The sequence below is a fragment of the Nannocystis sp. genome (assembly GCF_016714285.1).
GTDB lineage: Bacteria > Myxococcota_A > Polyangia > Nannocystales > Nannocystaceae > Nannocystis.
The window spans coordinates 322,256-344,397 of sequence record NZ_JADJNN010000008.1 but is presented as its reverse complement, the minus strand read 5'-3'; the positions used below and the strand labels follow the sequence as shown (position 1 = coordinate 344,397).

Annotated in this window: 17 protein-coding genes and 1 pseudogene; 11 read left to right on the top strand and 7 right to left on the bottom strand. The window is 73.1% G+C overall.

What is annotated here, in order from left to right; all coding sequences use genetic code 11:
• Positions 1–10 precede the first annotated feature (10 nt).
• Positions 11–1,288 (bottom strand): DUF4231 domain-containing protein, encoded by a 1,278-nt coding sequence (locus tag IPJ59_RS16520; RefSeq protein WP_293252413.1) that lies wholly within the window; start codon positions 1,286–1,288, stop codon positions 11–13.
• 226 nt (positions 1,289–1,514) lie between these two features.
• Here IPJ59_RS16520 and IPJ59_RS16515 point away from each other — a divergent pair, with 226 nt between their 5' ends.
• Positions 1,515–3,881, top strand: a complete 2,367-nt coding sequence (locus IPJ59_RS16515) for a hypothetical protein (RefSeq protein ID WP_293272431.1) — start codon at positions 1,515–1,517, stop codon at positions 3,879–3,881.
• Positions 3,882–3,939: 58 nt separating this feature from the next.
• Here the strand turns inward: IPJ59_RS16515 and IPJ59_RS16510 are convergent, their stop codons facing one another.
• Together IPJ59_RS16510 and IPJ59_RS16505 are read right to left on the bottom strand one after the other, a co-directional pair.
• Positions 3,940–6,579, bottom strand: a complete 2,640-nt coding sequence (locus IPJ59_RS16510) for a S8 family serine peptidase (RefSeq protein ID WP_293252409.1) — start codon at positions 6,577–6,579, stop codon at positions 3,940–3,942.
• Positions 6,580–6,591: 12 nt separating this feature from the next.
• Positions 6,592–6,999, bottom strand: coding sequence for a hypothetical protein (locus IPJ59_RS16505; RefSeq protein ID WP_293252407.1), 408 nt, complete (start codon positions 6,997–6,999; stop codon positions 6,592–6,594).
• A 244-nt stretch (positions 7,000–7,243) separates the two neighbouring features.
• Between IPJ59_RS16505 and IPJ59_RS16500 the strand changes: the two genes are divergently transcribed.
• The 4 genes from IPJ59_RS16500 to IPJ59_RS16485 all read left to right on the top strand — a co-directional run bounded on the left by IPJ59_RS16500 (position 7,244) and on the right by IPJ59_RS16485 (position 10,259).
• Complete coding sequence (locus IPJ59_RS16500) at positions 7,244–7,942, top strand: hypothetical protein (protein WP_293272430.1); 699 nt, start codon at positions 7,244–7,246, stop codon at positions 7,940–7,942.
• A gap of 253 nt (positions 7,943–8,195) precedes the next feature.
• Entirely contained in the window at positions 8,196–8,927 is a 732-nt protein-coding gene (locus IPJ59_RS16495) for a CHRD domain-containing protein (protein ID WP_293272429.1), read from the top strand.
• A gap of 127 nt (positions 8,928–9,054) precedes the next feature.
• Complete coding sequence (locus tag IPJ59_RS16490) at positions 9,055–9,969, top strand: hypothetical protein (RefSeq protein ID WP_293252401.1); 915 nt, start codon at positions 9,055–9,057, stop codon at positions 9,967–9,969.
• The gene (locus tag IPJ59_RS16485) at positions 9,966–10,259 is read left to right on the top strand and encodes a hypothetical protein (protein ID WP_293272428.1); all 294 of its coding nucleotides are present in this window, start codon (positions 9,966–9,968) and stop codon (positions 10,257–10,259) included. Before IPJ59_RS16490 ends, IPJ59_RS16485 begins: the two co-directional genes overlap by 4 nt.
• A 125-nt stretch (positions 10,260–10,384) precedes the next feature.
• On the opposite strand, the gene prfH is transcribed toward IPJ59_RS16485, so the two are convergent.
• The 3 genes from prfH to IPJ59_RS16470 form a co-directional block, all read right to left on the bottom strand.
• A complete protein-coding gene (prfH, locus tag IPJ59_RS16480; protein WP_293272427.1) occupies positions 10,385–11,029 on the bottom strand; it encodes a peptide chain release factor H in 645 nt (214 codons plus the stop codon).
• Between the two features lie 77 nt (positions 11,030–11,106).
• The gene (locus tag IPJ59_RS16475) at positions 11,107–12,063 is read right to left on the bottom strand and encodes a phosphatidate cytidylyltransferase (protein ID WP_293252395.1); all 957 of its coding nucleotides are present in this window, start codon (positions 12,061–12,063) and stop codon (positions 11,107–11,109) included.
• Between the two features lie 42 nt (positions 12,064–12,105).
• On the bottom strand, positions 12,106–12,636 hold the full coding sequence (locus tag IPJ59_RS16470; RefSeq protein WP_293252393.1) for a hypothetical protein: 531 nt from the start codon (positions 12,634–12,636) through the stop codon (positions 12,106–12,108).
• A 315-nt stretch (positions 12,637–12,951) separates the two neighbouring features.
• Here IPJ59_RS16470 and IPJ59_RS16465 point away from each other — a divergent pair, with 315 nt between their 5' ends.
• Positions 12,952–13,602, top strand: coding sequence for a CDP-alcohol phosphatidyltransferase family protein (locus IPJ59_RS16465; protein ID WP_293272426.1), 651 nt, complete (start codon positions 12,952–12,954; stop codon positions 13,600–13,602).
• On the opposite strand, the gene IPJ59_RS16460 is transcribed toward IPJ59_RS16465, so the two are convergent.
• Positions 13,553–14,332: a hypothetical protein gene (locus IPJ59_RS16460; RefSeq protein WP_293252389.1), complete on the bottom strand. Its 780-nt coding sequence runs from the start codon at positions 14,330–14,332 to the stop codon at positions 13,553–13,555. The genes IPJ59_RS16465 and IPJ59_RS16460 overlap by 50 nt on opposite strands.
• Before the next feature lie 197 nt (positions 14,333–14,529).
• Here IPJ59_RS16460 and IPJ59_RS16455 point away from each other — a divergent pair, with 197 nt between their 5' ends.
• From IPJ59_RS16455 to IPJ59_RS16435, 5 genes and pseudogenes are all read left to right on the top strand, one after another.
• Positions 14,530–16,656: a patatin-like phospholipase family protein gene (locus IPJ59_RS16455; RefSeq protein ID WP_293252387.1), complete on the top strand. Its 2,127-nt coding sequence runs from the start codon at positions 14,530–14,532 to the stop codon at positions 16,654–16,656.
• On the top strand, positions 16,653–18,413 hold the full coding sequence (locus IPJ59_RS16450) for a hypothetical protein (RefSeq protein WP_293272425.1): 1,761 nt from the start codon (positions 16,653–16,655) through the stop codon (positions 18,411–18,413). Before IPJ59_RS16455 ends, IPJ59_RS16450 begins: the two co-directional genes overlap by 4 nt.
• Positions 18,414–18,516: 103 nt before the next feature.
• Positions 18,517–19,215 (top strand): OmpA family protein, encoded by a 699-nt coding sequence (locus tag IPJ59_RS37845; protein ID WP_366524611.1) that lies wholly within the window; start codon positions 18,517–18,519, stop codon positions 19,213–19,215.
• A gap of 142 nt (positions 19,216–19,357) precedes the next feature.
• Positions 19,358–20,433, top strand: a pseudogene (locus IPJ59_RS16440) (methyltransferase).
• Positions 20,434–20,833: 400 nt separating this feature from the next.
• Complete coding sequence (locus IPJ59_RS16435; protein WP_293272423.1) at positions 20,834–21,838, top strand: ribulose phosphate epimerase; 1,005 nt, start codon at positions 20,834–20,836, stop codon at positions 21,836–21,838.
• The last annotated feature ends 304 nt before the right edge of the window (positions 21,839–22,142 follow it).

Sequence of the window (22,142 nt, the reverse complement as noted above, 5' to 3'; positions counted from 1 at the left end):
CGGCCCATGCTCACGGCGGTGTGGCGGACGTGCTCTGCCCGCGCTGCGGCTCCGCGGCGATCCGCGACACGAACTGCTCGACGTCGTCGGCGAGGATCTGCTCCGCGTTCAGGACGAAGGCCGCGTGGGCCCGGGCGTGGCTCGGGTAGTCCGCGTAGGGCCCGCTGCGCTCGATGTACAGCCAACCCTCCCGCCGCAGCCGCTCCGCGATCGCCCGGTAGTGCCGCCAGCGATCGCCGTAACGAAAGAACGCCTCCCAGCCCGCCGCGATCGTCACCACCAGGCTGAGCCCGCCGGCGGCGATCTGCAGCGCCGCGTAGCCCTCCGCCGCCGCCAGCAGCACCGGCACCAGCGCGCTGCACACGAGGATGCTGCGCCGCGACCGGTAGTAGCGGCGCTGGCACAGGACCGCCTTGGCGTCGAGCCAGCGCACCTGGTCGAGCCAGCGCGCGCTCAGGTAATTGACCTGCGTCGCCCCCAGCTGCAGCGCCGCGATCGCGGCGAGCAGCCCCGCCTCGCCGAGCACCGGCGCCGGCGGCTTCGGCCCGGGCCACGCCTGCGCCCCGGGCTGGAGCTCCGCCTCGATCGCAGCCCGCAGCGCGGCCGCGCCGTCGCGGCTGCGCACGACGCGAAACTTGCCGGCCTGGGCCAGGCGACGCAGCCGCGGGTCCGCGCTCCGCGTGGTCAGGGCCGCGGCGACCGCGTCGGTCGTGCCGCCGCTGCCCTCGATCAAGATCACCGCGCGCCCGGCCGCCACGCTGTTCTCGAGGTCCTCGACGGTGATGTCGCCGCCGCCGGCGCACACCGTCAGCGAAGGCGCGGGCCCGGCGAGCAGCCCGACGATCTCCGACAGCCACGGCGACTCGTCGCCCCAGCGATCGCCCGGGACGAGAATCAGGTGGCTGTGCCGCGGCTCGGCCGCGACCGTGTCGTGGCCCGCGTCGCCGTCGCCGAGCGAGACGCGGCCCGCCGCCGCGACGCCGATCAGCGGGAACTGGGCCCCGGCGGCTGCGCGCGCCTCCGCGATCAGGCGCATCACCCCCACCGCCGTGCCGCCGTCGACCACGATCCCCGCCAGGGCCGCGACCGCGGGCACCAGGCCGTCGACGAACAGCGGCCGCAGCACCGCCTGGGCGGCCTCGCCCAGGCTCGCCGCCCCGCCGACCAGCGCGAGGGTCGGCGCGGGCGTGGTCACGCCGAGCTGCTGCAGCTCGCTGCCGGCCGTCCGCGCGTCCGCGAGGCGAAGCACGCGCAGGGCGCTCGGCGGATCCCCGATCACGAACGGCATCGTCGCGGCAGGGTATCACGCATGCGTGGCCGGGCATCAGCCCGGCGCGGGCCGACGATCGTCGCGGGGCCGACCGCGCCAGGCCATCGCTGGCCCGTCGTTCCACTCCCATATCGATGTGTATCACAAGTGCAAGCATTGCGTCCGCCGCGCGCGCAGGAATCCACGTCCCGCGCCACGAACGATTGAATGACGATTCGCCGCCGGGGCGTGGCAAAGTGCCGCGATGCCTGACACCGATCGCCACGGAATCTGGGAGCGCCTCCTCAGCGGCCGCCACGCCGCCCTCGTGGGCCTGCCGATGCCGGCCGCCCCCGGCGAACTGCGGCTGATCCGGGTGAGCTGCGACGTGCCACCGTCGACCCTCGGGCCCCTCCACGACGCCCGTCGCCGCCTTGAGCTCGTCCTCGGCGAGGCGCCGATCCTCGAGCAGGCCCGCGACCGGGTCCTGGGCGGCCTGCGGCGCCGCCTCCTCGGCGAGCCGCCGACGACCGAGATCGACGCCGTCCTCGTCGATCTCGGCAATCGCCTCGCCGACGGCGACCCCCGGCGATCGATCCTCGTCTTCGAGGCCGTCGAGGCCGCGGACCCGGCGACCCTCGCGATCCTCCACCAGATCATCCTTCGCCCCGGATGGATGCGCCTGCCGATCCTCCTGATGTTCCGCTCACGCGAGCCAGCGGGCGCCGCGGGCTCCCTGCTCGCCGCGCTGCTCGCGAGCGAGGGCCTCGCCGCCGTCATCCAGGCCCCGGCGGGCGAGTCGGCGACCGCGACGACCCCCACCCCCGACCCCACCTGCCTGCGCGGCCTCGGGCCCGAGCCGCTCACCACCCTGCGAGCCGGCGCGACGATCGGCACCGGCTTCGAGGTCGAGCTGTGCGCGACGCTGCTCGAGCAGCGCCCGCTGGCCGTGCTGCTGCACCTGCAGGCCGCGATCGATCACGGCGTGCCGCTCGAGGATCGCGGCGAGGGCCGGATCCACATGCCGCCCGCGATCGTCGAGGCGTTGCGCGCCGGCATCACCCCGTCGCTGGCCAACTACTGGCATCGTCGCCTCGCCGAGATCCTCGGCGGCGACCCACTCCAGACCGGCCGCGCCGATGCCGAGGCCGCGAGCGACACGCAGGCCCGCGAGGCCGCGCTGCTCAGCGCGGCCGAGTCGACCCCGACGCCAGCCACGATCACCGCCTCGACGCCAGCCACGATCACCACCGATCCAGCGCCCGCGATCACCGCCGATCCGCCGCCCACGATCACCACAGATCCGCCGCCCACGATCACCACCGATCCGCCGCCCGCGCCGCCCGCCGTCACCACGCCGCACGCCGTCACCATCGAGTTGCAGCCCGCGCCAGCCCCGGCGCCCGCGCCAGCGAGCCCAACCCCGCAGGCTCCGGTCCCGCGCGCAGAGCACCCGCACGTGCACGCCCCGCACCGCCACCGACGCAGCCCGGACGCGGCCCGAGCGGCCTCGCATCTCCACGCGATCGACGAGGCTGACGACGCCGCGGCGCGCTACATCCAGGCCGCCCGCCAGGCCGCCGACCAGGGCCTCGGCGCGCAGGGCCTCGGCCACGCCCGCCGGGCCCTGGCGATCCTCGAGCGCCTGGCCCCGACCGACGCGCGTCGACGCCTGCGGATCGCCGCGCTCATCGAGCTCGCCCGCATCCAGTGGTCCAGCCTCGGCACCGACCTCGGCACCGACGCGCACCTGACCCTCGAGACAGCTTTGATCACGGCCCGGCAAGCGCTCGCGGCCGTGGTGCCCGGCGATCCGCCCGCGCTGCAGGCCGAGGTCGCCCTGGTGATCGCCGGTGTCGGCTACGATCGCGGCGACCTGCGGGCGCTCGAGGAGGCGCTCGCCGCCCTGATGTCCGCCAGCCAGGCCCTCATGGCCGCTGGCGACGCCCGCGGCGCAGCGGCCCTCCTCAACGACCAGGCGGCGATCTACATCCGCCTCGGCGATCACGTGCGAGCGACCCACCTGCTGGTCAGCTCGCGCCAGGTCTTCGAGGCCGCCGGCGACGACGACAAGGTCGCCCTCCGCGAGCTCGCCGATACCCACCACCTGCTCGCGCGCGTGCCCCTGCACGCGCCGCTGCGCCCGGGTCGCGAGGACGACGCCCTGTCGATGGCCCTCGACCACGCGCTGGTCGCCGAGAAGCTGCTGCGCCGCCTCGGGGACGCCCGCGCGGTCGCCCGCGTGTGGGAGACCATGGGCCGCATCGAGATCGCCAAGCGTCGGCATGAGCGCGCCGGCCAGCGCCTCGCCGCCGCCCTCGAGGTCCAGCGCTCGCTCGGCGACGCGATCGGCATGGCCCGCACGACCGCCGCCCTCGCCGACCTCCTGGCCGAGACCGGCCAGATCCGCGAGTCACTCGGCGTGCTCGCCTCCTCGATCGGCCTCAACCGCGAGAAGGGCTCGCCGCTCGGCCTCGGCCTCAACCGGCGGGCGCTCCAGCGTCTGCGCCCGCGGATCACCGACACCGAGGATGCCGTCGCGCTCGCCCGCGTCGAGGCGGCGCTCGCGGCCGCCGAACAGCTGCTCGGTCGCTACCCGCTCCCCGAGGGCCAGGGCGACGGCCCTCGCTGAGCGATCGTCGCCCACCGCGAGTCCGCCGACGTCACGCGGGTGAGCCGGCGAATACCACCTACGCAGGCACCGGCGCGCCGCGGCGCGTGACGATGATATGGCTCGCGACCGCGGTCGCCTCGCCCACGGATAGCCACCGCGAGATCACGCCGACCTCCCCCGCCGGCCCGATCGCAAACACTCGTGCCGCGTCCGGCGAGGTGTCGGCCGGCTCCTCGACGATCGCCGATGTACACCCCGGCGGCGCCGGCTCCGGGTCGGCCGAGATCCGCAGCGGGCTGCCCGGCGCGGTCGACAGCTCGATCGGCCCCGCCAGCGGCCCGGCCACGAGCCGCCAGCGCCGCGGCCAGCCCTCGGTCGGCACCACCGCCCACGGGACCGGCATCGGCGCGAGGTCCCGCTCGACGAGGGCGATGCGCAGCTCGTAGGCCGTGCTCGCGTCGGCGGCCGCGTGGGTCTGGTAGCCGAGCGACCACGCGAAGGTGAGGTCGAGCTCGTAGGGGAACGCCAGCTCGTCCGGGCGCTCGAGGTGCGCCTGCAGGAAACGGCGACTGAGCTCGCGCAGGTCGAGCGACACAGCGAGCCCGTCGGCTCCCTCGGCGACCAGGAAGCCCGGCGGCAGCGCGACCTCCTTCCAGTCGAGCAGCGACACCTCGCGCGCATCGTCCATCGCCAGCTCCTGCGCCTCGCTGGCCGGCGCCCCGGTGAGCCGCCACAGCGCCGTCGAGAACACGCGCGTGATCTTGCGGCCAAACTCCGGCATGTCCTCCTCCGGCATCGCGCCGAACTCCTCGGTGAATTCCTCGTAGCTGCTGTGGTCCCCGCTGATCGCCTCGATGCAGCGGTCGAGCACGCGGGTGCGGTCGAGCGGCTTGCCGCGCATCGTCACGGTCACCGCGCCCGCGACCTCGTCGCAGTCCTTGCCCGGCGCCACGGCCCCGGCCAGCTCGACCTCGCCGGCCCAGAGACCGATCCACGGGCTGCGCCGCGGCGGCGCCATCACCGACAGGAACGGCTGCGTCCCGGTCGCCGGATCGCTGACGTACAGCTTGCCCTCGTCGAGGGTCATGGCCACGCACAGCCCGCCCGGCAGGCCCGGGATGTCGGCGCCGAGCAGCTCGTGCGGCCCGGGCTCGACGAAGGGCAGCAGGAAGCTGCCGTCGAGCGCCGTCTCGCAGACCGACTCGCTGCCGTTCGCGCAGTGCCGCAGCCGCAGCTTCGCCCGCGCGATCGGGCGGGCCGGATCGGCGGCGTGGACCAGCGTCATCGCCAGCCCCTGCAGCCGGATCGTCCGCAGCTCGGGGCACGCCGGGTGACACCACGCGCTGTTCACCGCGCCGGCCGGGGCCCCCGCGATCAGCGAGGTCAGCGCGCCGCGCCACAGGCAGCGCGTCACGCTCGCGCCGCCGTGCTTCTTGATCGTGTGCTGCAATTCAGCGACGAGCGGCAGCGACGCCGGCGCGGTGAATCGACACCACGCATAGAGTCCGCCGATCTTCGGCAGATAGACAAATGGCACCTCCACCTGATCCGCGTGGCCGGGCGAGCTGAGCACCAGCACGGCCCCCTCGAGCTCCTCGGGCCCGCCGACGAACTCGAGGCGATGCGGGATCATCACGCGATAGCCGGCGAGCTGCGCGTCCGGACACGCCCGATTGTGGGCCCGCAGCGCCGCGGCGAAGGCGTTGAGCACCCGGATCGCCGGCTTGTGGGCGGCGTTGCGCTGCTCCTCCGCGGTCTCGCGGATCAGGCGCCCGACCGCCGCGCCGCCCAGCGTCGGATCGATCCGCACCAGCAACGCAGCCACGCCGGCGACGTGGGGGATCGCCAGCGAGTTGCCGGCGTTGAGCGGCGTCGGTCCGCTCGCCACCGCCGGGCATTCGTTGTAGTGCGCCGGATCTGCGATCCCCAGCGTGGTCTGCAGCCCGCCGGGCGCCCACAGATCGACGTCGTCCTGGCCCGGATAGCAGAGGTCCGCGTTGCGCTCCCACGGGCTGCCCCACGGCGGCTCGCTGCCCGATACGACAATCACGCCCTCGTGCCCGCCGAGCAGGCCCTGCACCGCCGCCGGGACGCAGCGAGCGGCCGGCACCGGAGCATTGGCGCCGCCGAGCACGACCACCAGATCGTCGGCGAGCAGGTCGCGGATCGGCGCGAGGAAGTGCGTGCGGCACTCGTCCTCGGCCTCCTTCGCCGTCGCTCGCGCCCCGGCCTTGGCCAGGGTGACCGCGCGGATGTCCGGCCGCGGCTGCGCGGCCATCGACGCGTGCAGCTCGGCCAGCGCCGCCAGCAGCCGGGTCAGACGCGGGGTCAGGCCGAGCGCCGGGATGCTGAGCACGTCGAGCAGCTGGTCGTCGGCGAGGTACGCCGCGAGCCCGACGTCTGGACATACACCCGCGAGCCCGAGGCCGGCGCCGTGGCTCGCCGCGACCACCCCGGCCACCGCGGTGCCGTGGCCCGCGGCGTCGGTCCAGGCCGTGCCGGCGACGGCGCGGCAGCCCGCCAGATCCCGGTGCTGGATGTACACCCCGGTGTCGACCACGGCCACCGAGCAGCGCCCGCTCGCAGGGACCAGCCAGGCCCCGGGCGCGTCGATCGCCTCCATCGGCCACGACGCGTCGAATTGCGCGTCGCCCCAGGCGCCGGGCTCAGTGCGCGCCTTGTGTGGATATCCCCAGCGGACGAGCGTGGCGAGCATGATGTCCGTATCTCAGGCGCCGTCGTCGGGGAACAGCGCGACGATCGTATCGTTGCACTTGAGATAGTGCCGCTGGTGCTGCGGATCCACGATCAGCGCCGTCAACGGCGCGAGGTGCTCGCCCTGCAGCATGTAGTAGCTGCGGTGGAGCCCCTTGGGATCGGGGACGGGCATCAGGGTGGCGGTCACCGACGTCGAGCGAATCGCGATCTTGGTGCACATCTCGCGGTCCCCGAACGAATTGAGGGTGCAGGCGTTGGGGTCGAGCTGCAGGGTGCCGACCAGATTGGAGCTCCCAGCGCGACCGGTGAGCCCGAGCTTCACGCCGTGCGCGGGGGGGCCGTCCTCGCCCAAGCTCGCCGGGATAGGGAGGTAGAGCGATTCCAGGGTGAATTTCTGCGGACGCGAGAGCGTGGTCATCGAAGGATCTCCGTGGGGTCACCCTGTTCGCAACTACCGCGCCAACGCGAGCGGGCCGAGATCATGGACAACCCGTCGACCCACGGCCGCAGGCCCTGCAGCGGCGTGCAACGCTTGCAGGTGCCGCTCCGCGACGCGAGCGAACGCGCCCGCGCCCGATCGTCGCGCGCCGACTGTAGGCCGACCGCGTCGACCGGCGTTGGATGCTGGCATCATCCACCTGGGGGTCCTCTCAATGTCCGCAATGCGCCTCACTCCGCTCGTCGTCCTGCTGCTCGCCGCCTGTGCCGCGTGGGACAGCGCCACCCCTTCGTACACGCCGCCGCCGGTCGACGGCTCGACGCCCTCGCACTACGCCCCGCCGCCGCCGGTCGACCCGACCGGATCGGTGACCCCGCCGCCCGAGTCCCCCGCTGATTTCCGCGTCGCCGTCGCATCGGTGCAGCTGCACTCGGACTGCCCCGATCCCGCCCCGGCGGCCTCCGCCGACGAGCCGCCCCGGTCGAGCGAGGTGGCCGCCGGCGCCATGGCGCGTTCGGCCCAGCCGGGCGACAGCTTCCGCCAGCCCTGCACCCAATCCACCGTGCAGCTGGCCGTGAACAGCGAGTTCGCGGGCCAGTTTCGCGTCGAGGCCGTCCGCGTGCTCGACCCGACGAGCAAGCGCGTGGCCGGCAGCACGACGCTGCGCAAGCCGACGCAGTGGAAGGCCGGCGAGGGCACCTACACGCCCTGGGACGCGCGGGTGCCGGCCGGGACCGAGCTGAACATCAGCTACAAGCTCGGCGATCTCGACTTCTCGCGGGCGGGCGAGCAGGCCGGTCCGGGCTTCAACACCTTCATCGGCCCCTTCATCCTCGAGCTCGACGTCGCGATCGACGGGACCCGCAAGACCATCCGCTCCGCCGAGTTCAGCCGCGAGCCCGAGCACATGATCGTGACGTGATAGCGAACAAGTCGGCGCGGCGCCTCGCGTCGACTTGCTCGGGGCCACGATCGCGCCCGCGCGCTGCAGACCGTCCATTGTTGGACCACCCAATGTCCACCTCCCGCCACCCCGGCGGCCGGGGGCTCCGCTAAGGTGTCGCCGAGCCGGTCGCACCCAGGAGCCCTCGATGCCCAGTCCCCGCGTTTCCCTCCTTCTCGTCGCAATGCTGTGGGGCTGTGATTCCCGCGGCACGAGCACCACCCACGCGCCCATGGACCCGGCGCCTCCCGCCGCGCCGGCGAGCCCCGCACCCGCGCCAAGCCCGGCCCCCGCCGCGACCGCGACCCCGAGCGCGGTGGCCCCGATCGCGGCGACCCCGGCCCCGGCAGCGAGCACCGCCCTCGACCCCTCGCGCGGCAAGGAGATCGGGCTCGTGTTCGAGTCCTACCTGAGCCCGTTCCAGGAGGCCGGCGAGGAGACCGAGACGCCGAAGACCACGCCGAAGGTGTTCCAGTCGAGCACGCCCTCGCAGACCCGGGCCGCGCGCGAGGCCGCGGGTCACCGCGCCCACGGCAAGGTCCGCTTCACCAAGGACCTCAGCCGGGCCTACGTCGACGTGAAGATCGAGGGCATCGATCCCGCGACGATCAACATGTTCCACATCCATTGCGGCAAGCCCGGCACCCTCGGCCCGATCCTCGTCGACTTCTCGCTGACCACCGACCTCAAGGCGGACCTCGCCGACGGCACGCTCACCGTCGAGGTGCGAAACGAGCACCTCGTCGCCCTCGTCGAGCACGCCCATGGGGCCGTCGCCGCCTTCACGGCCGGCTGCATCATCCCGAGCGGCTCGTTCGGCACCACCAAGCCGCTCAAGGTCTCGACCATCGCCGGCATGCTGCAGGTCGCCCTCGAGGGCGAGCTCTACTTCAACCTCCACACCACCGGACAGACCTACTTCGGCGACATCCGCGGCCAGATCCACCCGGCCACGGAACCATAAGATCGGCCCTCGCGGCGGCCCTCGCAGTGATAGCAAGCGCGGCCGCGAGAACGGCCTCGAGAGCGACCCTCGCATCGGCGCGCACTCGCCCGCTGCGAGCCGCGGGGCACGAGCGTAGGATGCCGCGATGAAGCTGGAATTGGACCTGCTCCCGGACGACCGGGAGGCGCTCACGTCGATGTTGCGACAGAGCTTCCCAGACACCGTGGTCGACGATCACCTCCTGACCTCGATCGCGTTGACCGCTTACCTCGACGACACCAGCGAGATCCGGCTCGACTGGGACCGCTACCGCGACGCCCTCGACGCGATGGCCGCGAGCCTCGGCCTGACCTGCAGCGACGGCACCGAGGCGCCGCGCCTGCGGGTGCCGGCCGGCGATCTCGGGGGCCTGCGCTACTACCGGGCCCACGCCACCCACGACCGCGAGGCGCCCGACTACGACCCCTTCACCGGCCACCTCGGCATGGTCCGCGTGGGCCTGCCGCCGACCACGCCGCGCTCCGTCGCCACCGCGATCGGCGAGGTGTTGCCGGAGGATCACCTGCTCGCCACCGTCGCCGAGGTCCAGGCCAAGTACGGCAGCCAGATCGACGGGGTGATCGAGCGGGTCGACGTGATCACGCCGGCGCGGCTGCACGGGGCCCGCTTCGCGGCGATATCGGTGTACCTCGGCTACACCGCCGGCCACAGCGCCCCGACCTTCTACGTACTCGAGGCGGGCCTGGCGACCGGGCAATCGAAGACCCTGTACTTCGCGCCGCGGATCGACTTTCGCATCCTCAGCTATTCGGGGTACCGCCCGACCCCCTTCTCCGACTCGGACCACGTGTATACGGCGCGGCTCACCGTCGTCGGCGACAACCCGCTGCTCCTGCAGATCCACGCCCACCGCGACGCGGGCACGCGGCCGTACATCCGCATCTCCGCGCTGTTCGAGGAGACCCGCCCCGACGCGACCTGGCCGGGGCAGCACCTGGTGCGCGCGACCAAGATCGTGGCCCGGCGCGTGATCGCCGGCGTTCGGAGGGACGAGGGATGAGGGCACTATCTCTGTTCGGCTTGATCCTCGGCCTCGGCCTCGGCTGTCGCAGCGACGCCCCGGTCCGCGACCCCGCGGCCGCGAGCGCGTGCGGGCAGCGGCCCGACTACGAGAACAACTGCGTGGCCTGCACCTCGCAGCCGATCTGCGGCTGGTGCGAGCACCCGCAGGACGGCCAGCCCAACTGCCAGGCGAGCGCGACGGCCGGCGCCACTTGCCGCGACGGCCTGCGCGCGAGCACGGCCGAGTGCGCCGCGCCGCTGGCCGTCCCGCCCGGGGCCGTCGAGTAGCCGCGGCTCACGACGAATACGCCGTGAGCTCGCGGCGCCGCTGCCCGCTCATTCGTCGGCCCGAGACTCGGGCCCGTGAAACACCCACCGTCAACGCGGTCGCGCACGCGTCGAGCCGCGGCGGCTCAATCGTCGGCCCGGAACTCGGGCCCGCGAAACACCCGCCGCGGGTCGCCGCGCACGACCTGGCCCTTGGCGTCCCACTGCGCGCGCAGGCCGGCGTCGCGGCGGGCCTCGGCGCGCTCGCGCAGCAGCCACGCGAGCCGGGCGAGCGCGGCCCGGCGGTTGGCCGCCTGCGTGCGCTCCTCGCGAGCGACCACCTCGACCCCGCTCGGCAGGTGCCGCACCCGCACCGCGGTGCTGCGCTTGTTGACGTTCTGCCCGCCGGCGCCGCCGCTGCGCATCGCCGTGACCTCGAGCTCCTCGGGCCGCGGCGCGGCCAGCTCATCGCCGTCCGCGGCGTCCGGCGCAGCGATCCGCGTGACTTGCACGAACCAGTTGCGGCGCCGGTGCTCCGGGCGAAACGGACTGCGACCGACCCACAGCACGCTGCCGCACCACCCCGCGGCGAATTCATCACATGGCCCTTCGGACAGCTCGACCAGCGCCGACCGCAGCGTGCGCGGCAGCTCGCCGGCGATGCGATCGAGGCAGACCGCGCGCACGCCCGCCGCGGCCGCCGCGGCCAGCAATGCATCGAGCAGCCGCGGCACCACCCAGCTGCACTCGGGCGGCCCGTGACCGGCGCTCAGCTGAAGCCATACAGTCACGCGCAGCCGCGACTCTACCCGCGCGCGCGCGCCGGCTCAACCACCCCTGCTCGCGGCCCCCGGATCGCAGCGACCGATCACAGCAGCCACGCCTGGACCGCGTGGTAGTAGAGGGGCGCGGCGAGGATCAGGCTGTCACAGCGATCGAGCACGCCGCCCTGACCGGGCAGCACGGCGCCGCTGTCCTTCACGCCCACGTCGCGCTTGATCGCCGAGACCAGGAGGTCGCCGAGCAGGCCGACGAGCGCGAGGGCCACCCCGACGGCCGCACCGATCGGGCGTGACAACGACGTCGCCAGCGGAGCCGCCAGCGCGCCCACCACCCCCGTCATCAGCACGCCGCCCGCGAGCCCCTCCCAGGTCTTCCGCGGGCTCAGCACCGGGGCCAGCGCGTGCCGTCCCGCGAGCTTGCCCGCGACGTACTGGGCCGCGTCGCTGACCATGACGCAGATCAGCAGCAGCGCCGCCAGGCCCGCGCCGCCGGCCGCTCCGACGCTGGCGGGCAGGAGGCAGAGCCGGGCCACGTGCCCGAGGCTGAAGGCGGTGAGCACGACGCCGAGCCCGACCCGCGCCGCGCCGGCGAGCAGGCCCGCGGGGCCGTGACGCAGCGCGCGGAGCAGCGGGAGCACGACGAAGCCGCCCAGCAGCAGCACGCCGCCCTCGGCGAGCGCGACCTGCCCGGCCGCGAGCGCCGCGAAGTGCAGCGGCCCGAGCAGCAGCGCCAGCGCGACCACGTCGGGCGTGCGATCGGACGCGGGCAGGAAGCGCAGGTACTCGGCCAGCGCCCAGGTGCTGACCGCGACGAAGATCAGCACGGCGACCGCGGGCCCGAGCAGCACCGCGGCGCCGCCGATCAGCGCTGGCGGCCACCAGGAGTTGATCGCGTGGCGGACGGCGCGGCCCTCCGGCCGTCGCAGCCGCGGGTGGACGAGCGACAGCACGCTGAACACGGCGATGACGGCGTAGACCGTCAACACCAGCTGGAGGAGGCGCGGCGACCCGGTGATCGCCGCGGCGAGGATCGACGCGCTCACGGGAATGGTGGCACTCCGGGCCCGACCACGAATTCACGCGCCTCAGGCCGACAGCAGCGCCTGACGCTTCTTGCGCATCGTCTGCAGCGCGGCGGGATCGGGGCTGTCCTGCTTGTCCACGTCCTGCCAGGCGGCGGCGTGCTCCTCGAGCTCCTTGACGGCCTTCGCCGGGATCCCGAACTTCTGGGCCGCGGCCGCGACCGAGGCCCGCTCGGCGTCGGAGTAGCCGTCGACCTGGGCGGTGCGGATCGCCCGGAACAGCACGTTCCTGGCCAGCCCGCCGGGGATCGAGTTCAGCGGCTTGGGCGCGGCGATCTGCTCGAGCGTGGTGTTGCTGTAGTCGAAGGCCGCGATGGCGTCGATCACCGCCTCGGGCGTGCCGATGTCGCTGAGCTCGTCGCGCAGCCACGCCATCGTCTTCGCCGACAGCTTCTTCCCGGCGCCCGCGATCACGAGGATCGCCTTCAATCCCATGCGCACCTGACCCTCGTCGAGGCCCTGCCCGGGGATCCCGTGCAGCTTGGCGAATTCGCTGGAGAACAGCTTGGGCAACGACTTCGAATGACGACTCATGAATGGCTCCCTCTCGATGACGTACACGACGGGCCCGGGCCCATCTCTCCGGGGCCACGGATGCATGTCCGGGGCGCACCATATCTCATGCCGCGGTGCGAAGGTGCGCGGCCTCGCCGGCCTCGCGATATCCCGTGACTCCGCGACGAGCTCACGGATGCGCATGCAAATGGCCGGGATCGAGCACCACCTGTTCCCGTCCATGCCGCGCCGCGGGCTCGTGCGGGCAGCGGCCCTCGTGCGGGCGTTCTGCGCTTCCTCGACCGCATCCGGGGCGCGCTGTGCTTTCACCACGGCCCGCGTTAGACCTGTCCCATGAGCCATTCTCCGGCCAACCCCGCCAATCTATTGACGCTGATGTCGGTCGCGTCCGCGGCGCTCGGATTGTGCGCACCCCAGCTCGGGTGGAGCGCGGCCGCGACCGACGCGGCGATGGTCAGCTGCGTGGCCCTCTCGCTGCTCCTCGATCGCCTCGACGGGCCGCTCGCGCGCCGGCTCGGGACCAGCTCCGAGCTGGGCACCCTACTCTACTCGCTCGCCGACCTGCTGGCCTTCGCGGCGCTGCCCGCCGTGATGCTGGTGCGCGCCGCGGACGGCTCGCCCGCAGCGCTGGCGGTCGCGCTCGCGTATGTGCTGACGGCCGTGTGGCGGCTCGCCCGGTACGACGGGGACGAGCTCGCCGCGACGCGCTGGGGCCCGGCGTTCCGCGGCGTCCCGACGCCAGCCGCGGCGTCGGCGGTGCTCGTCGCCGTCGTCCTCGCCCCGTCGCTCGCGCCGTGGCTGGCGGCGATCGCCGCGGCGCTGATGCCCTCGCGCCTGCGCTACCCGAAGCGCGGGCCGGGGGCCTGGCCGTGGCTCGTGCTGGTCCCGATCGCGGTGGTGGTGGCGCTCGCCCGCCTCGCGGCCCCGAGCGAGCTCAGCGCCAGTAATAGTAGTACACCGGCACCAGGGCCAGAGCGACATTGACGACCATCAGCGCGGCCTGCACCGACGTCGCCTGCACCCGGGCGACGAAGCGGGCGAAGCGGTCGCTGGCGAAGTAGCCCTCGACGAACTCCTTGCTCGAGATCTGGACCAGGCCCGCGGTGATCAGGCTGTTGCCGCGAAACAGCAGCCACAGGCCCGGGTGCAGGAGAGCCAGGCAGCCCACGATCGGCGCGGCCAGCACGGCCAGGTGCATCCGCGCGATCGCGGGGCCGAACTCCCGGGTCACGAACAGCCAGTTCCACAGAGTATAGGCGACGATCCAGGGGACAAAGCCGGGGGTCTCGACCACGTAATAGGTGCCGTTCCAGCGGCCCCGGAACACCGCCACCGCGCCGGCCAGCGCCAGGCCGGTCACGAAGTTCAAGCGGTTCTTGCCCTTGCGCAGGTCGGTGAGGGTCGCCTCGAGGATATTGACCACGAGGAAGCCGAACAGGATCTTGATGAAGAGATCGCCGGGGATCACCGAGAGCACGGCGAGCACGACGAGGAGCCGCATCACGATCAGGGTCGAGAGCTTGAGCCGCTCGAAGAACACCATCCTGCACGCGACGAGCACGACCGCCGAGAGCACGATGTTGACGGGGATGTTCCCCCATATCGGGTTGAAGCCGGTCAGCGCCGCGGCGCCCGTGAAGACCGCGAGCAGGACCAGCCAGCCGACGTTGGCGGGCAGCGCCGCGAAGGCGCGGTGGACCGCGGTCTCACGCATCGGCGCATCGTAGCGAAGAACCGCGTCCCTTTGCGCTCACGGGGGCTGGATGAGGGCGCACATTCACGCGCAAACTACGATTCCAGGCGGGCACTCGGCGGCGCAGTCCGACGATATCGCCAGCGTCGAATCTCGCGGGCGCCGTGCTTGCCAGCGCCAGGCGCCCACGATATCGTCGCGGTCCTCCGCGTATCCTCATGGTCTACCCTGCCCTGCGGCCGTCGACCGTCGCGCCCTCGACGGAGGATATCGACCGATCGATCGCCGGATGTGCGCTGCTCGACGGGCTCCCGCCCGCGGCCGTCGCCGCGTTCCTGGCCCGCGTCGAATGGTGCTACGTGCCCGGGCAGACGACGATCGCCCGCAAGGGCGACGCGTGCACGCACCTACTGTGGGTCGTCGCCGGCCGGCTGCGGCTGTGGGGCGAGGTCTTGCGTGAGACCGGGCGGCGCGCGGTGGTCGAGGACGCGGGCGTGGGCGAGGTCCTCGGCGACGTCGAGCTCCAGGGCAGCGGCCGGCACAGCGGCGACGTCGAGGCGATGCGCGACAGCGAGGTCGGTGCAATCGCGGTCGGCGCATTCCTCCAATGCGCCGCGGAGCATCCCTTGCTCTGGCGCAACCTCGCGCGCTCGCTCCTGCGATATGTGCCGGGCGCTCAGGCCCCGGCGTTCGCCCCGAAGAGCGAGAATTTCGTGGTCGTCGCCGCCGGCGATGATGTGCCGCTCGCGGAGTTCGCCGAGCAGCTGCGCGCCGCGATCGGACGCCGCGATCCAGTGACCTGGCTGCCCATGTCCGAGGTCGACGCCCAGTGCGGACAGGGCGTGCTCGGCGACGACATCGACGCGTGGACGGAGACCGATCGGGGCTTCGCGCGCTGGCTCGGCGCGCAGGAGCGGAGCCACCGCTTCGTGTTCCTCGAGGCGGAGCGCGGCGGCTCGTCGTGGACCGCCCGCGCCGTCCGCAACGCCGATCACGTGCTGGTCGTGGCCCGCGCGGGCGGCGACCCGAGGCCCGGCCCGGCGGAGCAGGCGGCGATCGCCGCGATGGCCGCGTCCGGCCGCAGCGTCATGCTCGTGCTGCTCGAGGCGGACGACACCCAGGAGCCGGCCGGGACCCGCGAATGGCTGGCCTATCGCCCCACCCTCGAGTCCGTCTTCCATGTCCGCAGCTCCGAGCTCGCCCACGTCGAGCGGCTCGCCAGGCACCTCACCGGGCGGGCGATCGGGCTCGTGCTCGGCGGCGGCGGAGCCCGCGGCAGCGCCCACATCGGCGTGGTCAAGGCGCTGCGCGAGCTCGGCGTGCCGATCGACCTCAGCGGTGGGACCAGCGCGGGCGGCGGCGTCGCGTGCATGGTCGCCGCGGGCCGCGACCCGGCGCGCATGGCCCGGGACTCCGACCACGCCTTCGTCACGCTCGCGCCCTTCCAGGCCTTCGACATCCCCTACGGCTCGCTGCTGCAGCGCGACGCCGTCGATCGCCCGGCGAAGTGGCTGTTCGGCGACACCGATATCGAGGACCTCTGGCTGCCGTGGTTCGCCGTCTCGTGCGACCTCGTCACCGGCAAGATGGTCGTCCATCGCCGCGGACGCGCGTGGAAGGCGGTGCGCGCGACGACCTCCTTGCCGGCCGTGCTGCCACCGATCCACATCCGCGGCAAGGTGCTGGTCGACGGCGGCGTCGTCAACAACACGCCGGTCGCCGTGATGCGCCAGCTGAGCCGCGGGCCCTGCATCCTCGTCGACGTCGGCGGCGCGGACGAGCAGATGGTCGGCGACGATGTCCTCGACCTGCCGACCAACCTCGACATGGTGGTCGCGGGGCTGCATCCCCTGCTGTCCCGCCGCAAGACGCCGAACCTCGGCGCCGTGGTGGCCCAGACCATGTGCGTGTCGGGCATGGGCGAGGAGAACCGACGCGGCGCCGACGTCTACATCGCGCCGGCCGTCGCCGGCTACGGCGTGGTCGACTTCGCCGCACTGACCGAGCTGGTCGCGCTCGGCTACAACGCCACGATGGAGGCCTTCGAGCGCCGCGCCGACGACCCGGAGTTCCTCGCCCGCTTCGGCCTGACCTCGCTGTCGACCCCGCTGCCGCGCATGGAGGTCCCGCTGTGGGAGGGCGAGACCCGGCGACGGCGCGCCGAGCGGGCCGGACGCGTTCGCATCAGCGTCGCGCTCGCGCTGCTCGGCGCGCTCGTCGGCACGGCGCTGCCGAGCGTGGTCTTCCAGGTCCCGGTGATCGAGGGGCTGGGGGTCGGCGTGATCGCGGGGCTGATCCCGTGGCTGCACGCCTGGCTCGGGGATGCCAGGGAGCGGTCGGCATGAAGCCGCAGCGCGTCGCCTCGTGGCTGATCTTCGCGATCGGCCTCGGCCTCGGCCTGGCCGGGCTCGTGGCGACCGCGCCGGCGCGGGTCGTCGACATCGGTCGGCGCGGCCAGCTCGAGAGCGGCTGCCGCTTCGAGGCCAGCGAGGGCGGCTGGCGGGTCGCCGGGCTCTACTGGGCCGAGTCCGAGGCCGACGCGCCGACCGGCTGCGGCCGCTTCGTCGGCGCGACGCTGCGGGCGATCGACGGCGTCGCGGTCGCCGACGTCGACACCTTGCTGCGCCTCGCCTACGCGCCCCGCGATCGGCCGCACGCGGAGCGCCAGCGGTGGACCGTCGAGGGCCGGGTGAGCCCCCGCCTCGCGGCCGAGCCCGACGCGGCGATCGTGACGCTGCGCCCCCACCCGGTGGTCGCCTCGCTCGCGCGCCGCGGCGTCGAGCACGGCGCCGTGCTGGTCGCGGCGCTCGAGGCCTTCGGCGCGCTGCTGCTGACGCTCAACGTCCTGCTGGCGAGCGCGCTGCTGCTGCTCCCGCCCGCCCGCGTGACCGCGGCGCCCGCCCTCGCGGGCGCGCTGCTGGCGGCCACGCTCGGCTGCGCCTTCGACGTCGGCTTCACGCCGGCGTGGTACCAGCCGGTCGCCGCGGCCGCCCTCATCCTCGGGGTGCTCGGGCTCGCTACCGCGGCGCTGTCGCTGCCGGAGGGCAAGATCCGCGGCGCCCTCGCCATCGCCTACATCGTCGGCTGGGCCGCGTTCGTCGCGGTCGGCAACCTCCCATGGCTGCCGCTGCACGAGCACATCCCCGCCGGCGCGGCCACGATCGGGCACCTGCTGTTCGCCGGAGCCGGCCTCGTGGCGATGCGCGTGCGCGAGCGACGGAGCGCCTCGCGGCGGCGTGCCTCGGCGATCCGCTGGGTGGCGCTGGCGCTGGTGCTGCCCGCGCTCGCGCTCCTGCCCGCGGTCATCCCCTGGGTCTCGCCCTTCACCGCCGAGTTCTCCGCGTCGGTCGTGTTCCCGATCGCCACCATGGTGCTGCCGCTGTGCATCCTCTACGGGCTGTCGCCGCGCTCGCGCTTCGATCTCGTCGCCTGGGTTCGGACCGCGATGCTGGTCAACCTGCTCGCCGCGAGCTGGGCCCTGCTGCTGGCCGCGGCGCACCTGCTCGCGTCGCTGCTGCTGCCGCCGTCGCTGCGCCCGTCCTTCACGCCGGCGGTCCTGCTCGGGGTAGCAGCGGCCCTCGCTATCACGACCTACTCGCGACGCCGCGCGCTCTGGGGGCTGGTCGACATCCTGGTCTTGCCGACGCACGTGCGAGCCAGGCGCGCGGTCCCCGAGGCGGCCAGCAACCTCGTCGATTGCTGGGACCGGAGCGAGATCGACTGGTGTGTCCAGCGCGCCTTCAAGGGCGGCTTCAACGCCGCCAGCGCCCGCGTCGCGCTGCGCAGCGGCGAGGGCTGGCGCGACCTGGTGAGCCATGAGCCGCTGGAGCTCGCGCTCAGCGACGCCGAGCGCGGCGAGCTCGCGGCGGGACGCGGCGTGTCATGGTCACCCGACGAGCACGCGGACTGCACGACCGAAGTGTTGCCGCTGCACAGCCGCGGCGTGTTCCTGGGCGTCATCATCGCCGGGCCCGCCGACGTGGCCCGCTCCATCGAGTGGGATCAGGCCTTGATGCTGCAGATCGCCAGCTCGGTCGCCGAGGCCGTCTGGCGCTGCACCCGGGTCGCGGACCGCGACGCGGGCGAGCCCTCGCGCCTGTGATAGCGTCGGACCGTGCGCCGCATCGCCATCCTGGCCGCGCTGGTGGCATGCACGCCCACGCCGCCCGCCACACCACCGGTGGCGCTGATCGAAGCCACGACACCTGCACCCACGGCCCTGCCCGCCCCTGCCTCGCAGCCCGCGGACAGGCCCGCTGACAGACGCCGACGGCGTCCCCGACGCCCAGGACCGCTGCCCCGACGAGCCCGAGGACCGCGATCAATTCGAAGACGAGGACGGCTGCGTCGACCGCGACAACGACGGCGACAGCGTCCCCGACGCCCACGAGTTCAAGGCCGGCCGCTGGACCAACTGCGATCGCAAGCGCGACGGCGGCGACGAGGTCGACTGCCGCAACCTGCCCGAGGACTTCGACGGCTTCGAGGACCTCGACGGCTGCCCCGACGTCATCCGCGTCGATGCCTGCCAGATCCGCATCTCGGAGCGCCTCCGCCTCGATCGCCGCGGCCAGCTCCCGCGCGACGCCGCGAGGCTGCTCGACAGCGTCGCCCGGACCCTGCAGGCGGCGCCCGACATCCACGTCTGGGTCGACGCCCACATCGATCCGCAGCGCGACCCCGCGGTCGCGCTGCAGATCACCCAGCGCGTGGCCGAAGAGGTCGTCGAGGAGTTGCTGCGCCGCGGCGTCGCCCGCGAGCGCCTCGTGCCGCGTGGCTTCGGCGATGCGCTGCCGATCGCCAGCAGCGGCGGCCCGTCCGGACCGGCCGAGGATCGCCGGGTCGAGTTCGCGGCGCAGCCGTGCCGCATCGGCTCCACGCAACAGGCGCGTGAGTGCCTCTGATGCGGCCGGCCCCGGGCCAGCCCCGGGCATGTGAGGCGATCGGCCGGAGCCAGCTCCTGGGCGCGACCGCTGCGTCGCGGATCTCCGGCCCGCAGCGGGGCAGCGAAAACGTGGCCCTCCGGTTATCCTGCGCCCGCTCGCCATGAACCAGCCCGCCGACAAACCGATCAGCGCGCTCGAGGCCCTCGAGCGCGCGCAGTGGATCGCCTTCGCCCCGATGGTGTTCCAGGCCGCCTGCGTCCTGCGCGACCGGGGCATCCTCGCCGCGCTCGAGGCCAGCCGCGACGGCCTCAGCCTCCCGAGGCCGCCGACGCCGCGCAGCTGCCGATCTACGGCACCCGCGTCCTGCTCGAGGCCGGCCTCGGCATCGGCGTCGTCAAGGAGAGCGAGGGCCGCTACCAGCTCACCAAGATCGGCGTGTTCCTCCTGCGCGACCCGATGACCCGCGCCAACATGGACTTCACGCGCGACGTGAATTACCTCGGCATGGCGAGCCTCGGCGAGGCCGTCGCCACCGGCACGCCGGCCGGGCTCAAGGTCTTCGGCGAGTGGCGCACGGTCTACGAGGGCCTCGCCCAGCTGCCCGAGCCGATCCGCCGCTCGTGGTTCGGCTTCGATCACTTCTACTCCGACGGCGCCTTCGCCTCGACCCTGCCGCTGGTGTTTCGCCGCAAGCCGCGGCGCCTGCTCGACATCGGCGGCAACACCGGCAAGTGGGCCCGCGCCTGCCTGCGCCACGACCCCGAGGTCGAGGTCACGCTGATGGACCTCCCCGGCCAGCTGCGCAACGCCGAGGAGCTGCTGCGCGGCGCGGGCCTCCTGGATCGCGTCCGCTTCCACCCCGCCGACCTGCTCGACCCCGCGACCGTGGTGCCGCCGGGCTTCGACGCGATCTGGATGAGCCAGTTCCTCGACTGCTTCTCCGAGGCCGAGATCGTGGCGATCCTCCGCCGCTGCGCCGCGGCGATCCCCGAGCACGGCCGGATCTACATCCTCGAGGCCTTCTGGGATCAGCAGCGCTTCCGGGCCGCCAGCTTCTGCCTGCAGATGACCTCGCTCTACTTCACCGCGATCGCCAACGGCACCAGCCAGATGTACCGATCGACCACCTTCCTCGCCTGCGTCGAGGCGGCGGGCCTCGAGATCGAGGCCCAGCACCACGAGCTCGGCATGAGCCACACCTTGCTCGTGTGTAAGCCGCGGAGCTCGACCGGCTAGTACCTCGACACCGCGGCTCCGCCCGCACCGTCGATCGTGCACGGTGCTGGGACCTCGACATGGGGGTTCTTGGCGATCGGGGCGCGGACGACGTCGCACGGGCCGGTGCGGTCCGGCTGGGCGCCCGCGCAGGCTCGAGAAGCCGGATGTCCGGAAGAGGCCTCGCCCTCAAACACGGCCTGACAAACCGTCGCCGGGGTGAAATCCGGGTCTACGCCGGACTCGGTCGAGGCCTCTTCCGGCCCTCCGGCAAGCGAAGCCTCCGCCAAGGGACGGTGCGGTCGGCCTCGCCGAGCGCCGGACCGCACCGGCCCTGGGGGCGCGACATGGCTGCACGGCCAGCGTACCGCCCTCGCCGGCGACGCTGCCCAGAACGTGTGCGCACTGATAGCGTGCAGCGATGAGAACGTGTCATCGCTGCCACCGTCTCGTCCGCCGCGTGGAGGCGCGCTGCCCGATCTGCGGCGTCGAATTGCTCGACGCCCCCGCCCCGGTCGCGATCGCAGCCTTGGGCCTGGGTGTCGCCATGCTGCTCGCCTGCGGCCCCACGAAGCCGCAGACCACGGAGGGCGGCAGCAGCGGCAGCAGCAGCACCACCACCACCAGCCCCACAAGCAGCACCGAGGCCAGCGCCCCGACGATCGGAACCCCCACAAGCACCAGCAGCACGGGCCCCTGCGATACCGCGTGCTCGACCAGCGACTATCCCAGCGGCTTCATCACCGGCCACGATTTTGACAATGGGGGCACGATCAAGTGTGACGTGTACAAGCAGGACTGCGCTCCCGGCGAGAAGTGCACCGTGTGGGCCGACGATGGCGGCGGGAACTGGAACGCCACCAAATGTGTCCCTGTGACCGGTGACAAGGTCCCCGGCGACATCTGCACGGCCGAGGGCAGCGGTGTCAGCGGCATCGACAACTGCGAAGCGGGTGCGATGTGCTGGGCCGTCGACGTCAACAACATGAACATGGGCCACTGCGTCGCCTTTTGCACAGGCACCCCTGACGCCCCGATCTGCGACGGTGACCTCTCGTGTCACATCTTCGGCGACAGCGTGCTGAACCTCTGCCTACCGGTCTGCAATCCGCTGATTCAGGACTGCCCCGGCGACGAGTTGTGCCTCATCATCGACGGGAGCGTAAAGTGCGTCGAAGCCTCGGGCGACATGGGCAAGACCAACGACCCCTGCGACCTCCCCAACGCCTGCGACAAGGGCCTCGTCTGCATCGACACCGCCAGCGCCTCGAGCGCGTGCATGCAGGGCTCCCAGGGCTGCTGCCAGCCCTTCTGCGACTTGACGAGGATGGACCCCTGCCCAAACCCTGACCAAACATGTGTGCAATGGTTCGACCCGAACCCGTTTGGCTTCAAGCACGTGGGCGTCTGCGCTATCCCTTTATGACGTGATTCCAACCGCGGGCCGCGGGCCGCATGTCGTAAGGGACATGTCCATGCAGCCATGTCGCGCCCTCAGGGCCGGTGCGGTCCGGCTTTCGGCGAGGCCGACCGCACCGTCCTTGAGCGGAGGCTTCACTTGCCGGAGGGCCGAGAGGGGGGTCGACCGAGTCCGGCGTAGACCCGGATATCACCCCGGCGACGGTGTGTCAGGCCGTGTTTGAGGGCGACCCCCCTCTCGGACATCCGGCTTCTCGAGCCTCCGCGGACGCCCAGCCGGACCGCACCGGCCCGCGCGACGTCCTCCGCGC

Excerpts from the sequence above, each read along its gene's own strand:
- IPJ59_RS16520 (WP_293252413.1), bottom strand. The coding sequence starts at position 1,288 with ATGCCGTTCGTGATCGGGGATCCGCCGAGCGCCCTGCGCGTGCTTCGC.
- IPJ59_RS16510 (WP_293252409.1), bottom strand. The coding sequence starts at position 6,579 with ATGCTCGCCACGCTCGTCCGCTGGGGATATCCACACAAGGCGCGCACT.
- IPJ59_RS16460 (WP_293252389.1), bottom strand. The coding sequence starts at position 14,332 with ATGCGTGAGACCGCGGTCCACCGCGCCTTCGCGGCGCTGCCCGCCAAC.
- IPJ59_RS16485 (WP_293272428.1), top strand. The coding sequence starts at position 9,966 with ATGAGGGCACTATCTCTGTTCGGCTTGATCCTCGGCCTCGGCCTCGGC.
- IPJ59_RS16435 (WP_293272423.1), top strand. The coding sequence starts at position 20,834 with ATGAGAACGTGTCATCGCTGCCACCGTCTCGTCCGCCGCGTGGAGGCG.
- IPJ59_RS16500 (WP_293272430.1), top strand. The coding sequence starts at position 7,244 with ATGCGCCTCACTCCGCTCGTCGTCCTGCTGCTCGCCGCCTGTGCCGCG.
- IPJ59_RS16455 (WP_293252387.1), top strand. The coding sequence starts at position 14,530 with ATGGTCTACCCTGCCCTGCGGCCGTCGACCGTCGCGCCCTCGACGGAG.
- IPJ59_RS16465 (WP_293272426.1), top strand. The coding sequence starts at position 12,952 with ATGAGCCATTCTCCGGCCAACCCCGCCAATCTATTGACGCTGATGTCG.
- IPJ59_RS16450 (WP_293272425.1), top strand. The coding sequence starts at position 16,653 with ATGAAGCCGCAGCGCGTCGCCTCGTGGCTGATCTTCGCGATCGGCCTC.
- IPJ59_RS16505 (WP_293252407.1), bottom strand. The coding sequence starts at position 6,999 with ATGACCACGCTCTCGCGTCCGCAGAAATTCACCCTGGAATCGCTCTAC.
- IPJ59_RS16470 (WP_293252393.1), bottom strand. The coding sequence starts at position 12,636 with ATGAGTCGTCATTCGAAGTCGTTGCCCAAGCTGTTCTCCAGCGAATTC.
- IPJ59_RS16515 (WP_293272431.1), top strand. The coding sequence starts at position 1,515 with ATGCCTGACACCGATCGCCACGGAATCTGGGAGCGCCTCCTCAGCGGC.
- IPJ59_RS16495 (WP_293272429.1), top strand. The coding sequence starts at position 8,196 with ATGGACCCGGCGCCTCCCGCCGCGCCGGCGAGCCCCGCACCCGCGCCA.
- IPJ59_RS16490 (WP_293252401.1), top strand. The coding sequence starts at position 9,055 with ATGAAGCTGGAATTGGACCTGCTCCCGGACGACCGGGAGGCGCTCACG.